Here is a 13,934-nt window from a genome sequence, read left to right on the forward strand (position 1 = left end):
CACTGCAATGTTCAATAACTGGTCCGACTTGCTGCCTACCGTAAAGAAAGCCTTTGGCTCACTGGGCAAGAGCAACCCGAAGATGGTCAAAGCCTACATGGCGCTGGGGGAAGCTGCCGAGGAAAACAATGTACTCGACGCCAAGACCCGTGAACTGATTTCCATCGCCGTGGCGATCACCACCCGCTGCGACGGTTGCATCGGCGTACATGCCGACGCCGCCATCAAGGCCGGGGCAACCCGCGAAGAAGTGGCGGCCACGCTGGCCACCGCGATCTCGCTGAATGCAGGCGCGGCCTACATCTACTCGCTGCGCGCCCTGGAAGCCTACGACACGCTCAAACCGGCGCCGCAAAGTTAAGCCTGAACTGTTGCGGCGTGACGCCCAGCCGGCGGTTGAACACACTGCGCATGTGCTGGGCGTCGCGAAAGCCGCATTGATAGGCCACGGTTTTAAGCGGTGCGTGGCTGCTTTCAAGCATCACCCGCGCCGCATCCACACGCGCCCTCTCGACAAACTCCGCCGGCGTAATCCGCGCTTCACGGGCAAACACCCGGGAGAAATTGCGCGCACTCATATTGGCCGCCTTGGCCAGGTCGGCAATGGTCAAGTCTCCCGTCAGATTGGCCAGCACGTACAGTTGCACCAGCGCCACCGCCGAGGTGGTTTCGGCATGGGGCGTGAGGAACGGGCTGAACTGCGATTGCCCGCCCGAGCGCTGGGTGAACACCACCAGGCGCTTGGCCACGCTCAGCGCGACTTCCGGGCCGTGATCCTGGGCCAGCAAGTACAACGACAGGTCGATACCTGCCGTGACCCCGGCGGAGGTGTAGAGCTTGCCGTCCTGCACATACAGACGGTCGGCTTCGACCTGGGCCGAGGGGCACAGGCGCGCCAGGCTGGCGGCGTCGTTCCAGTGAGTAGTGACGGTCTTGCCGTCCAGCAGGCCCGCACGGGCCAGCATAAAGGCGCCGTTGCAGATCGAGCCGAAGCGCTGTGCCTTAGCGGCGGCAGTGCGCAGCCAGGCGTCAAACTCGGGGCCGAAATCGTCGAAGGGTAACTGCGGGCCACCGGCGACCAGCAGCAGGTCGTAGGGTTGCCGAGCTTCGCTGTAGTGCTTGTGCGCCTGCAATGACAAACCGTTGGAGGCCGCCATGGCGCCGTGGCCGAAGCCGAGCACTTCCAGCCGATAGTGATCCTCGGGCGCCAGGAAGCGGTTGGCCTCGCAGAACACATCCATCGGCCCGGTCACGTCCAGCGACTGGACCCCGGGGAAGATCAGGATGGCGACGGTTTTGCCCATACTCACAAACACCTTTTTCCAACTGGATAAACGCGACCCCCTTGTGGGAGCTGGCTTGCCTGCGATGCAGACGGCTCGGTACCTCAGGTACACCGAGGTGATGCTATCGCAGGCAAGCCAGCTCCCACAGGGGATCGCCTACATGCTTGGCACGATGTGGCGGCACATTGGCCGGGATCGCCTCCCTGTGGTGATAGCCGCTCCAGGGTCATGGGACCAGACTGGAATCTTTCCAGAGGAGATCCACCATGAGCACCACCATAGCCGGTATCCAGATTCCTGACAGCGCCTTGGCCAGGGCCACCACCGAATACATCCGTGACGTCGAGTCCGACCTGCTCTACCACCATTCGCGCCGAGTCTTCCTGTTCGGCGCCTTGAGCGGTGAGCGCAAGCAATTGGCCTACAACCCGGAGTTGCTCTACGTTGGCGCGATGTTCCATGACTTGGGCCTGGTGGAAGGCCACCGCAGTGACGATGAGCGTTTCGAAGTGGACGGCGCCAACGCCGCCGCCGCGTTCCTCAAGCCTTATGGGTTGAGCGATGACGATATCGAACAAGTGTGGTTGTCCATCGCCCTGCACACCACGCCAGGCGTGCCGAAACACCTGCGCCCCACCGTAGCGCTGGCGACCGCTGGTGTGGAGATGGACGTACTGGGCATGGACTACGCCGCGTTCAGCAGCGTGCAGCGCGAAGCGGTGGTGCATGCACATCCACGGGGTGAAGGGTTCAAGGAGTGCATCATCTGCGCGTTCGCCGACGGCTTGCGCCATCGCCCGCAGACCACGTTTGGCAACGTGAAGACCGATGTGCTGGTGGACCAGGAGCCTGGGTTCAAGCCGATGAATTTTGTGCAGGTGATCCGCACGTCGCCGTGGGCTGCGTAATCAACCTGGAATGCAATCAAATGTGGGAGCGGGCTTGCTCGCGAATGCGGTGGATCAGTCGAGACATCTGGTGACTGAGACTCAGCATTCGCGAGCAAGCCCGCTCCCACATTTTGATCCGGTTTCTTCAGGCAGGCCTGATTAGACCGGTGCTGGCGCCCGGCGTTTGTCCGGCTGTTGCCAGCCATCCGCCGCCGCTTCTTCAATTGCCTGCTGAATGGCCTTCTTGCGATGTTCTTCGGCCCGACGGCTGAAGAACCACACCAGGAAGGTCACCAGCGACACCGCCAACAGAATCAGGCTCGCCACGGCGTTGATCTCGGGTTTAACCCCAAGGCGCACCGCAGAGAACACTTCCATCGGCAAGGTGGTGGAACCGGGGCCCGACACGAAGCTGGCCAGTACCAGGTCGTCCAGGGACAGCGCGAACGACATCATCCCGCCCGCCGCCAGCGACGGCGCAATCATCGGGATAGTGATCAGGAAGAACACCTTCCACGGCCGTGCGCCCAAGTCCATCGCCGCCTCTTCAATCGACAGGTCCAGCTCACGCAAGCGCGCCGACACCACCACCGCCACATACGCCGCACAGAAGGTGGTATGAGCGATCCAGATGGTGACGATGCCACGCTCCTGAGGCCAGCCGATCATCTGCGCCATGGCCACGAACAGCAGCAACAGCGACAGACCGGTGATCACTTCCGGCATCACCAACGGCGCCGTCACCAGGCCGCCGAACAGCGTGCGGCCCTTGAACTGACTGATGCGCGTCAGCACGAAGGCTGCCAGGGTACCCAACGCCACCGCCGCCACCGCCGTGTAGCAGGCGATTTCCAGGGAGCGGGCCACCGAGCCCATCAACTGGGTGTTGTCCAACAGGCCCACGTACCACTTGATCGACCATCCGCCCCACACCGTCACCAGTTTGGATTCGTTGAACGAGTAGATCACCAGGATCAACATCGGCAGGTAGATGAACAACAACCCTGCGACCAGCATGAAGCTGGAGAAACGAAAACGCTTCATATCTTGCCCTCCAACTCTTTGGCTTGGCTGCGGTTGAACAGGATGATCGGCACGATCAGGATCGCCAGCATCACCACCGCCAGGGCGGACGCCACCGGCCAGTCACGGTTGTTGAAGAACTCTTGCCACAACACCTTACCGATCATCAGGGTTTCCGGGCCGCCGAGCAGTTCAGGAATCACGAACTCGCCCACCACCGGGATAAACACCAGCATGCAACCGGCGATGATGCCGTTCTTGGACAGCGGCACGGTGATTTTCCAGAAGCTGTTGAAGGTGCTCGACCCCAGGTCGGAAGCGGCTTCCAGCAGGCTCTGGTCGTGCTTCACCAGGTTGGCGTACAGCGGCAGGATCATGAACGGCAGGTACGAATAGACCACACCGATGTACACCGCGATGTTGGTGTTGAGGATCTGCAGTGGCTCGTTGATCAAGCCCATGGACATCAAAAAGCCGTTGAGCAGGCCGTTGTTGCTGAGGATGCCCATCCACGCATACACCCGGATCAGGATCGCGGTCCAGGTGGGCATCATGATCAGCAGCACCAGCACGGTCTGCATCTCTTTGCGCGCGGTGGCGATGGCGTAGGCCATCGGGTAGCCGATCAGCAGGCACAGCAGCGTGCTGAAAAACGCCATCTTCAACGAGCCCAGGTAGGCGGCGATGTACAACTCGTCGCCCGCCAGCAAGCTGTAGTTGGCCAGGTTCAGCACCACCTCCAGCTTTTGCTCAACGTAGGTATAGATCTCGGTATAGGGCGGGATCGCCACATCGGCTTCGGCAAAGCTGATTTTCAGCACGATGAAAAACGGCAGTGCGAAAAACAGGAACAGCCAGAGGAAGGGAATCCCGATGACCACCTGCTTGCCATTGGGCACGATGCGATCCAAGCGCCGCTTGAATTTCTTCATGTTCATGAGCGAAGTACCACGCCGCTGTCGTCTTCCCACCACACGTACACCTGGTCACCCCAGGTTGGGCGCTGGCCACGGCGTTCGGCGTTGGCGACGAAAGACTGCACCAGCTTGCCGCTCGGCAGCTCCACGTAGAATACCGAGTGGCCGCCCAGGTAGGCGATGTCGTGCACCTTGCCGCTGGACCAGTTGTGCTCGCAGGTCGGCATTTCGGTGGTCACCAGCAGCTTTTCCGGGCGAATGGCGTAGGTCACCGACTTGTCTTCCACCGAGGTGGCGATGCCGTAGCCCACGTAGATGTCGCGGTCCAGGTCCGGGCACTTGAGCACCGCGTGGCCTTCAGCGTCGTCCACCACTTGGGTGTCGAAGATGTTGACGTTGCCGATGAACTCGCACACCAGGCGGCTGGTGGGGGTTTCGTAGATATCGATGGGGCTGCCGATCTGGGCGATCCAGCCCAGGTGCATGATCGCAATGCGTTCGGCCATGGTCATGGCCTCTTCCTGGTCGTGGGTCACCATCACGCAGGTCACCCCAACGCGCTCGATGATCTCCACCAACTCCAGTTGCATCTGCGAGCGCAGCTTCTTGTCCAGCGCGCCCATCGGCTCATCGAGCAGCAGCAGTTTCGGGCGCTTGGCCAAGGAGCGGGCCAACGCCACACGCTGGCGCTGGCCGCCGGACAACTGGTGCGGCTTGCGCTTGGCGTACTGGCTCATCTGCACCAGCTTGAGCATCTCGGCCACGCGTGCGTCGACTTCAGCCTTGGGGATCTTGTCCTGTTGCAGGCCGAAGGCGATGTTCTGCGCCACGGTCATGTGCGGGAACAAGGCGTAGGACTGGAACATCATGTTGATCGGCCGCTCGTAGGGCGGCATGTCGGTGATGTCCACACCGTCGAGGTAGATGCGACCTTCGGTTGGGCGCTCGAAACCTGCAAGCATGCGCAGCAAGGTGGATTTGCCCGAACCCGAACCGCCGAGCAAGGCGAAGATCTCGCCTTTCTTGATTTCCAGGGACACATCGTCCACGGCAATCGTCTCGTCGAACTTCTTCGTGACCCGGTCGATTTTGACCAGCACCTTTTTCGGTGTTTGGTCGCCCTCGAGGGCTTTCTTATAGGCGCCGGAGGCAACTGCCATTTACGAAACTCCCAAAAAAAACTGTGCAGCCGGCCCAATGCAGGCCAGCCTTGGATAGTTTGAGCCTTACTTGCCCGTCTTGACCTTGGTCCAGCTACGGGTCATTAAACGCTGCACTTTCGGGGGTAGCTCAAAGTTGACGAATGTCCGCTCGAGAACCGCCTGCGGTGGGTAAACCGCTGCGTCAGTGCGTATCGATTGCTCCATCAGTTTGTCCGCCCCTGGGTTAGGGTTGGCGTAACCGACTTGATCGCTGACCTGAGCGATCACCTCAGGCTGCAGCAAATAGTTGATGAAGGCGTGGGCTTCCTTGACGTTGCTGGCATCCTTGGGAATCGCCAGCACGTCGAACCACAGATTGCCGCCTTCTTTGGGAATCGTGTAGGCGATGTTCACGCCTTTGCCCGCCTCTGCTGCGCGAGCCTTGGCCTGGAACACATCGCCGGAGAAACCGGCCGCCACGCAGATGTTGCCGTTGGCCAGGTCCGAGATGTATTTGGAGGAATGGAAGTAGGTCACGTAGGGCCGCACTTTCAGCAGTTTTTCCTCGGCTTTCTTGTAGTCGGCCGGGTTGGTGCTGTTGGGGTCCAGGCCCATGTAGTTAAGTACCGCCGGCAGCATTTCATCGGCCGAGTCCATGAACGACACGCCGCAAGTGGCCAGCTTCTTCATGTTTTCCGGTTCGAACAACACGGCCCAGGAGTCGATCTTGTCGACACCCAGCACTTGCTTGACCTTGTCGACGTTGTAGCCAATGCCGTTGGTGCCCCACAGGTACGGCACGGCGTACTGGTTACCCGGGTCGTTCTTTTCCAGGCGTTTGAGCAGTACCGGGTCGAGGTTGGCGTAGTGGGTCAGCAGTGACTTGTCGAGCTTCTGGAACGCCCCAGCTTTGATCTGCTTGCCCAGGAAATGGTTGGACGGCACCACCACGTCGTAGCCGGTGCGCCCGGCGAGCAACTTGCCTTCCAGGGTTTCGTTGGAGTCAAACACGTCATACACGGGCTTGATACCGCTGGCCTTTTCGAAGTTGGCCAGGGTGTCGGGGCCGATGTAATCCGACCAGTTATAAATATGCACCGTCGGTGCGGCCTGCACGCTGGCAGCCAGCGTGATACCTGCACCCACCAGCATGGCTTTGCGAAATAAAGAAATTGGCAAGTGGAGGTCCTCTTGAATAGTTGGGGCCTTGAAGTTGTTGCCCGGCAACAAAACCGGCGCGCAACTTACCGTCGATAAACCGATCCGGCAAAACTTTCTGTCATTTAATTTGTGAGAGCTGTTTTGTGTGGGAGCGGGCTTGCTCGCGAAAGCGGCGTATCAGTTGATACATATGCTGGCTGACACTGCGCATTCGCGAGCAAGCCCGCTCCCACACGAGCTCGCTCCTACAGGTTTGTGCGTTATTTACCGGATTTGATCTTGGTCCAGCTACGGGTCATTTCACGCTGAGTAGCAGCCGGCAAGTCAGCAATTGCGTAGAGCTTGGCCTGCACATCAGCGGCCGGGTAGATGCCCGGGTCGCTGGTGATGTCTTTGTCTACCAGTGCGGTGGCCTTCTCGTTACCGTTCGGGAAACGCACGCTGTTGGTGATGCTCGCCATCACTTCAGGTTTGAGCAGGTAGTTCATGAATGCATAGGCAGCGTCGACGTTTTCCGCATCTTTAGGGATGGCAACCATGTCGAAGAAACTGCCGGCACCTTCTTTCGGAATGTCGTAGGCAACTTTGACTTTGCCACCGGCTTCAGCGGCACGGGACTTGGCCTGCTGGATGTCACCCGAGTAACCCACGGCCACGCAGATGTTGCCATTGGCCAGGTCGGAGATGTACTTGGAGGAGTGGAAGTAGCCGATCGAAGGACGGATCTTCAAGAACAGGTCTTCAGCCTGCTTGAGGTCGGCTTTCTTCTGGGTGTCGGTCGGCAGGCCCAGGTAGTGCAAAGCAATCGGCAGCATTTCGGTCGGCGAATCGAGGAAGCTCACGCCGCAGCTTTTCAGCTTGGCGATGTTCTCTGGCTTCATCAGCACATCCCACGAGTCGATCTTGTCCACGCCCAGCGCAGCCTTGACCTTCTCCGGGTTGTAGCCGATGCCGATCGAACCCCACATGTACGGGAAGGCGTGCTTGTTGTCCGGGTCGCTGACCGACACGGCTTTGAGCAGGGATGCGTTCAGGTTGCTATAGGCAGGCAGCTTGGACTTGTCCAGTTCCTGATAGACACCGGCTTTGATCTGCTTGGCGAGGAAGTTGTTCGACGGCACGACGATGTCGTAGCCGGACTTGCCTGCCAGCAACTTGGCTTCCAGGGTCTCGTTGCTGTCAAAAACGTCGTACACCACTTTGATGCCCGACTCTTTTTCAAAGTTGGCGATGGTGTCCGGTGCAATGTAGTCGGACCAGTTGTAGACGTGCAGCACTTTGCTGTCTGCCTGGGCCGCGCCCGCCATTGCGCCCATCAGCGACAAGGCGAGGAGGGTCTTGCCAGCGTTCTTCAAACCTAATGCCTTCATTTGGTGATGCTCCAATTTTTTCTTTTTTGGGCCACAAGCGTTGTATGTTTTACGGCCCAACCGAAGGGCAACAAAACAGGGCGACAGTCTGGCAAGTTCAGGGGCCGGCTTTCAACCAAAGCCCCTGCATTTGTAACTGCCCAGTACACCGCGCACTGAGCCTAGCACTTAGCCCTGCAAGGCAGCCAAAGTCAGGTCCAGGCAGTGACGGGCCTTGGTCACCAGTTCGTCGATTTCAGCCTTGCTGATAACCAGTGGCGGCGAAATGATCATGGTGTCGCCCACGGCGCGCATGATCAGGCCATTTTCAAAGCAGAAGGTTCGGCAGATCATGCCGGCGCCTTTGCCTTCATGACGCTTGCGCGTCGCCTTGTCCTGCACCAGCTCGATCGCACCGAGCATACCGACGCCGCGTACTTCACCCACCAGCGGATGATCGCCCAGTTCCCTCAGACGTTTCTGCAAATACGGTGCCGTTTCTTCGTGCACACGGTTAACGATTTTTTCATCGCGCAGGATGCGGATGTTTTCCAGGGCCACAGCCGCGGCGACCGGGTGACCGGAATAGGTAAAGCCGTGGTTGAAATCGCCCCCTTCGTTGAGCACCGCCACCACTTCGTCGCGCACGATCAGGCCGCCCATGGGCACGTAACCCGAAGTCAGGCCCTTGGCGATGGTCATCATGTGTGGCTTGAGGTCGTAGAAATCGCTACCGAACCACTCACCGGTACGGCCGAAACCGCAGATCACTTCGTCGGCGACAAACAGGATGTCGTACTTGGCGAGGATTTCCTTGATGCGCGGCCAGTACGTGGCAGGCGGCACGATCACGCCACCGGCGCCCTGGATCGGCTCGGCAATAAAGGCGCCGACGTTGTCCACGCCCAGCTCCAGGATTTTCTCTTCCAACTGGTTGGCCGCCCACACACCGAATTCCTCGGGGCTCATGTCGCCGCCTTCGCCAAACCAGTACGGCTGGGCGATGTGGGTAATGCCCGGGATCGGCAAGTCGCCCTGCTCGTGCATATAGGTCATGCCGCCCAGGCTGGCGCCGGCCACGGTAGAGCCGTGGTAGCCATTCTTGCGGGCAATGATGGTTTTCTTGTTGGGCTGGCCCTTGATCGCCCAGTAGTGGCGGACCATGCGCAACATGGTGTCGTTGCCTTCGGAGCCAGAGCCGGTGAAGAACACATGGTTCATGCCGGCCGGCGCAACATCGGAAATGACCTTGGCCAACTCCAATACCGGCGGGTGTGCGGTCTGGAAGAACAGGTTGTAGTACGGCAGTTCTTTCATTTGCTTGGCGGCGGCATCGGCCAGTTCATCGCGACCGTAACCGATCGCCACGCACCACAGGCCGGCCATACCGTCGAGGATCTTGTTGCCTTCGCTGTCCCACAGGTAAACGCCGTGGGCTTTGGTGATGATCCTTGGGCCTTTCTCTTTCAATTGCTTGAAGTCGCTGAACGGCGCCAGGTGGTGATCATTGCTCAAGGCTTGCCATTCACGGGTTTGCGGGTTGTTGCTGGACATACCAATCTCCTAGACTTTTCAGTGAAGGGCGCGCCGTTTGAAGGACGCGCCCGGCGCATCAGACGGCGAAGAGCAGGAATTCCCGCTCCCACGAACTGATCACGCGCTTGAAGTTTTCATGCTCGGCCCGCTTGACCGCGACGTAGCCTGTGATGAATTTTTGCCCCAGGTATTTCTCGATGGTCTTGCTGTTTTCCATGCGTTCCAGGGCGTCTTCGATGGTCAACGGCAGACGCAGGTTGCGTCGCTCGTAACCACGGCCCACCACCGGCGCGCTCGGGTTATGGCCTTCGACCATGCCGATGTAGCCGCACAACAGGCTGGCGGCAATCGCCAGGTACGGGTTGGCGTCGGCGCCCGGCAGGCGGTTTTCCACACGACGGTTCTGCGGGCCGGCATCCGGTACGCGCAGGCCGACGGTGCGGTTTTCTTCGCCCCATTCCACGTTCACCGGCGCCGAGGTGTCGGGCAGGAAGCGGCGGAACGAGTTCACGTTGGGGGCGAATAAAGGCAGCAATTCAGGGATGAATTTCTGCAGGCCGCCAATGTGGTTGAGGAACAGTTGGCTCATGGTCCCGTCTTCATTGGAGAAGACGTTCTTGCCGGTGGCGATGTCGATGATGCTCTGGTGCAGGTGCATCGCGCTGCCGGGCTCGCCGGTCATGGGCTTGGCCATGAAGGTGGCGGCCACGTCGTGCTTGAGCGCGGCTTCACGCATGGTGCGCTTGAACACCAGGATCTGGTCGGCCAGGGACAGGGCATCGCCGTGACGGAAGTTGATTTCCATCTGCGCGGTGCCGTCCTCGTGGATCAGGGTGTCGAGGTCCAGCTCCTGCAGTTCGCACCAGTCATAGACATCTTCGAACAACGGGTCGAATTCGTTGGCCGCTTCTATAGAGAAGGACTGGCGACCGGTTTCTGGGCGGCCGGAGCGGCCAATCGGCGGTTGCAGCGGGAAGTCCGGGTCTTCGCAGCGCTTGGTCAGGTAGAACTCCATCTCCGGGGCCACGATGGGCTGCCAGCCGCGGTCGGAGTAGAGCTTGAGGACTTTCTTGAGCACGTTGCGCGGCGACAGCTCGATCGGGTTGCCTTGCTTGTCGTAGGTGTCGTGGATCACCTGGGCGGTCGGCTCGATGGCCCACGGCACCAGAAATACCGCGTTCTGGTCGGGGCGGCAGATCATGTCGATGTCGGCCGGGTCGAGCAATTCGTAATAGATGTCGTCTTCGACATAGTCGCCGGTCACGGTCTGCAACAGAACGCTCTCGGGCAGGCGCATGCCTTTTTCGGCAATGAACTTGTTGGTCGGCGAGATCTTGCCCCGGGTAATACCGGTGAGGTCGCCAATCATGCATTCGACTTCTGTGATCTTGTGGTCTTTCAACCAATCGGTGAGCTGGTCGAGGTTGTTACTCATAAATGCCTCTGGGCTGGGTTTCCTGGCATCCATTAAAGGCCAGGCGTTGGTTGACGCAGCATCCGCGTCGTTTTTTCATTCAGGGTAGGAGCTTACCTGCCATTTGCCCATGGGTTGCATTCCTCAGGCCAAAGTTGTGCGCAATTATGATCGGCACGGCGGATGAGGCCCGGTCAGTGGCGTAGGAGATGGCAAAAAGGAGATCGGCCGGGCCGTCAAGAATATTGGCCGGTGCCTGGGCATTCACGCGGGGCGAACGAGCTGCAGACAAAGCCTGGCTGAAGCAGGCAGAGACGCCGATTGGCGGCAGGTGAAACATGAAGCACCCCGGTATTATTGCTGTTATGGGTTTGAATCGAGCTTAGCCTTGTTCATTTTTTTACACAACACCCCCGTAAAAAATCCTACACGGCCCGCTCAAGCCTGCAGGTCCCAAGCCCCCCAAACCCAAAAAACCGCCCCAAAACGCCGCAAAAAAGCCTTCCTGGCGCTTTTTTAGGGCAAAAAATGCCTCGCTTGACTTCGGCAGGCCGTTCGGGTTGACTGAAACCAGAAAAGATCAATGATTGATATTTTTAACAACAAAGGTGTTGCATCATGTCGGTACCCCCGCGTGCCGTTCAGCTTAACGAAGCGAACGCGTTCCTTAAGGATCATCCTGAGGTTCTGTACGTAGACCTTCTAATTGCGGATATGAATGGTGTGGTGCGCGGTAAGCGCATCGAACGCACCAGCCTCCACAAGGTTTACGAGAAGGGCATTAACCTGCCTGCCTCTTTATTTGCCCTGGATATCAACGGCTCTACGGTGGAAAGCACCGGCCTGGGCCTGGACATCGGTGATGCTGACCGAATCTGTTATCCAATCCCCGACACCCTGTGCAATGAGCCCTGGCAAAAGCGCCCTACCGCGCAACTGCTGATGACCATGCACGAACTTGAAGGTGAACCTTTCTTCGCCGATCCGCGCGAAGTGCTCCGCCAAGTTGTTACCAAGTTTGACGACCTCGGTCTGACCATCTGCGCCGCCTTCGAGCTTGAGTTCTACCTGATCGACCAGGAGAACGTGAACGGCCGCCCACAACCGCCCCGCTCGCCGATCTCCGGCAAACGCCCGCACTCTACACAGGTCTACCTGATCGACGACCTCGACGAATACGTCGACTGCCTCCAGGACATTCTGGAAGGTGCCAAGGAGCAAGGTATCCCGGCGGACGCCATCGTCAAGGAAAGTGCCCCGGCGCAGTTCGAAGTGAACCTGCACCACGTTGCCGACCCGATCAAGGCCTGCGATTACGCGGTACTGCTCAAGCGCCTGATCAAGAACATCGCCTACGACCATGAGATGGACACCACCTTCATGGCCAAGCCTTACCCAGGCCAGGCAGGCAACGGTTTGCACGTACACATTTCCATTCTGGACAAGGACGGCAAGAACATCTTTGCCAGCGAGGATCCCGAGCAGAACGCCGCATTGCGTCACGCGATCGGCGGTGTGCTGGAGACCCTACCCGCCCAAATGGCGTTCCTGTGCCCTAACGTCAACTCCTACCGTCGTTTCGGCGCACAGTTCTACGTGCCGAACTCGCCGTGCTGGGGCCTTGATAACCGCACCGTGGCGATTCGCGTACCCACCGGCTCGTCCGATGCCGTGCGTATCGAACACCGCGTGGCCGGCGCCGATGCCAACCCTTACCTGCTGATGGCCTCGGTATTGGCGGGCGTGCACCACGGCCTGACCAACAAGATCGAGCCGAACGCTCCGGTGGAAGGCAACAGCTACGAGCAAAACGAGCAGAGCCTGCCGAACAACCTGCGCGATGCCTTGCGCGAGTTGGACGACAGCGAGGTGATGGCCAAGTACATCGATCCTAAATACATCGATATCTTCGTCGCCTGTAAGGAAAGTGAGCTGGAGGAGTTTGAACACTCCATCTCCGACCTTGAGTACAACTGGTACCTGCATACCGTGTAAGCGGTGGTAGCTGTCGAAGGAACGCCGCTGGCTTTGGTCCGCGGCGTTTTTTTATGGGTTTATTTTGGGAAACCGGGTTGGCCTCATCGCAGGCAAGCCAGCTCCCACAGTGGATCGCATTTCAAGTCTTGAACTCGGTCAAATGTGGGAGCTGGCTTGCCTGCGAAGGCGGCTTGGCAGACAACACAACCTTCCTGCTCATACAATGCCCGCTGCCTTGTAGGAGACATCCATGACCACCCGCCCCGCCACTGTTCGCAAACCCCGCGCCCGCAGCCAGGCCCGGATCGATGCGATCCTCGACGCCGCCCGCACCTTGCTGGCCGCCGAAGGCGTGGCCAGTTTGTCGATCTACAGCGTGGCCGAACGAGCACAGATTCCGCCGTCGTCGGTGTACCACTTTTTCGCCAGTGTGCCGGCATTGCTGGAGGCGTTGACCGCTGACATTCACGCGGCCTTTCGCGCTGCCATCCAGGCGCCCATCGAGCATGAATCACTCAAGCATTGGCGCGACCTGTCCTACATCGTCGAACAACGCATGCTCAGCATCTACAGCAACGATGCCGCGGCACGCCAGTTGATCCTGGCCCAGCATGGGTTGACCGAAGTGACCCAGGCTGATCGCCAGCATGATCTGGAATTGGGCGACTTGATGCTGGCGGTGTTCAATCGCCACTTTGAAGTGCCAACGCTACCGAGCGACGTGGATGTGTTTGCCCTGGCGTTGGAGTTGAGCGACCGCGTATACGCGCGTTCGGTGCATCAGCATGGGCTGATTACCCCGCGCATGGCGGAGGAAGGGATGCGGGTGTTTGATGCGTATGTGGGGCTTTATTTGCCGGCCTACCTGCCCAAGCGCTGAATGCAGTGTTGTCTGGGCCGGCCTCATCGCAGGCAAGCCAGCTCCCACATTTTGATAGGTGAATGCATTCAAATGTGGGAGCTGGCTTGTCGGGTCGCCGCATCGCTGCGAAAGCGGCCTCAAGGCCGACGCCAATCACAACTTGGCAATCGACACCTCAGTGGACTTCACAAAGGCAATCACCTCACTGCCGATCACCAGCTCCAGCTCCTTGACCGAACGGGTGGTGATCACCGAGGTGACGATGCCGGATGCGGTCTGCACGTCAATTTCCGACAGCACGTCGCCGACCACGATTTCCTTGATGGTGCCTTTGAACTGGTTACGCACGTTGATGGCTTTAATCGTCATGATGTGTT

Annotated in this window: 14 protein-coding genes; 4 read left to right on the forward strand and 10 right to left on the reverse strand. The window is 59.2% G+C overall.

What is annotated here, in order from left to right; translation table 11 throughout:
• Nucleotides 1-7 precede the first annotated feature (7 nt).
• Nucleotides 8-361 (forward strand): carboxymuconolactone decarboxylase family protein, encoded by a 354-nt coding sequence (locus N2A98_RS25585; protein WP_034128991.1) that lies wholly within the window; start codon nt 8-10, stop codon nt 359-361.
• Here the strand turns inward: N2A98_RS25585 and N2A98_RS25590 are convergent.
• Complete coding sequence (locus tag N2A98_RS25590) at nt 339-1,304, reverse strand: GlxA family transcriptional regulator (protein WP_047712030.1); 966 nt, start codon at nt 1,302-1,304, stop codon at nt 339-341. The genes N2A98_RS25585 and N2A98_RS25590 overlap by 23 nt on opposite strands.
• Before the next feature lie 248 nt (nt 1,305-1,552).
• Between N2A98_RS25590 and N2A98_RS25595 the strand changes: the two genes are divergently transcribed.
• Nucleotides 1,553-2,194: an HD domain-containing protein gene (locus N2A98_RS25595; protein WP_275622796.1), complete on the forward strand. Its 642-nt coding sequence runs from the start codon at nt 1,553-1,555 to the stop codon at nt 2,192-2,194.
• A 141-nt stretch (nt 2,195-2,335) separates the two neighbouring features.
• On the opposite strand, the gene N2A98_RS25600 is transcribed toward N2A98_RS25595, so the two are convergent.
• The 8 genes from N2A98_RS25600 to N2A98_RS25635 form a co-directional block, all read right to left on the reverse strand.
• Nucleotides 2,336-3,220 (reverse strand): ABC transporter permease subunit, encoded by an 885-nt coding sequence (locus tag N2A98_RS25600; RefSeq protein ID WP_003195236.1) that lies wholly within the window; start codon nt 3,218-3,220, stop codon nt 2,336-2,338.
• Nucleotides 3,217-4,098: an ABC transporter permease subunit gene (locus N2A98_RS25605; protein WP_169855749.1), complete on the reverse strand. Its 882-nt coding sequence runs from the start codon at nt 4,096-4,098 to the stop codon at nt 3,217-3,219. Before N2A98_RS25605 ends, N2A98_RS25600 begins: the two co-directional genes overlap by 4 nt.
• A gap of 35 nt (nt 4,099-4,133) precedes the next feature.
• Nucleotides 4,134-5,276, reverse strand: a complete 1,143-nt coding sequence (potA, locus tag N2A98_RS25610) for a polyamine ABC transporter ATP-binding protein (protein ID WP_003195240.1) — start codon at nt 5,274-5,276, stop codon at nt 4,134-4,136.
• Between the two features lie 66 nt (nt 5,277-5,342).
• Entirely contained in the window at nt 5,343-6,437 is a 1,095-nt protein-coding gene (locus N2A98_RS25615; protein WP_003195242.1) for a polyamine ABC transporter substrate-binding protein, read from the reverse strand.
• A gap of 242 nt (nt 6,438-6,679) precedes the next feature.
• Nucleotides 6,680-7,774, reverse strand: a complete 1,095-nt coding sequence (locus N2A98_RS25620) for a polyamine ABC transporter substrate-binding protein (protein ID WP_044269694.1) — start codon at nt 7,772-7,774, stop codon at nt 6,680-6,682.
• 183 nt (nt 7,775-7,957) lie between these two features.
• Entirely contained in the window at nt 7,958-9,322 is a 1,365-nt protein-coding gene (locus tag N2A98_RS25625) for an aspartate aminotransferase family protein (protein ID WP_003195247.1), read from the reverse strand.
• A gap of 58 nt (nt 9,323-9,380) precedes the next feature.
• On the reverse strand, nt 9,381-10,739 hold the full coding sequence (locus N2A98_RS25630) for a glutamine synthetase family protein (RefSeq protein ID WP_003195249.1): 1,359 nt from the start codon (nt 10,737-10,739) through the stop codon (nt 9,381-9,383).
• Between the two features lie 79 nt (nt 10,740-10,818).
• On the reverse strand, nt 10,819-11,058 hold the full coding sequence (locus N2A98_RS25635) for a hypothetical protein (RefSeq protein ID WP_078467453.1): 240 nt from the start codon (nt 11,056-11,058) through the stop codon (nt 10,819-10,821).
• Nucleotides 11,059-11,336: 278 nt separating this feature from the next.
• Between N2A98_RS25635 and N2A98_RS25640 the strand changes: the two genes are divergently transcribed.
• Nucleotides 11,337-12,713, forward strand: a complete 1,377-nt coding sequence (locus tag N2A98_RS25640) for a glutamine synthetase family protein (RefSeq protein WP_003195252.1) — start codon at nt 11,337-11,339, stop codon at nt 12,711-12,713.
• Nucleotides 12,714-12,945: 232 nt separating this feature from the next.
• Nucleotides 12,946-13,575, forward strand: a complete 630-nt coding sequence (locus tag N2A98_RS25645) for a TetR/AcrR family transcriptional regulator (RefSeq protein ID WP_003195254.1) — start codon at nt 12,946-12,948, stop codon at nt 13,573-13,575.
• A gap of 135 nt (nt 13,576-13,710) precedes the next feature.
• Here the strand turns inward: N2A98_RS25645 and N2A98_RS25650 are convergent, their stop codons facing one another.
• Nucleotides 13,711-13,926, reverse strand: a complete 216-nt coding sequence (locus N2A98_RS25650; protein ID WP_003176783.1) for a TOBE domain-containing protein — start codon at nt 13,924-13,926, stop codon at nt 13,711-13,713.
• Nucleotides 13,927-13,934: the final 8 nt, after the last annotated feature.

Origin of the sequence: Pseudomonas sp. FJ2-5-13 (assembly GCF_029201605.1) — a bacterium.
Classification (GTDB): Bacteria; Pseudomonadota; Gammaproteobacteria; order Pseudomonadales; family Pseudomonadaceae; genus Aquipseudomonas; species Aquipseudomonas lactis.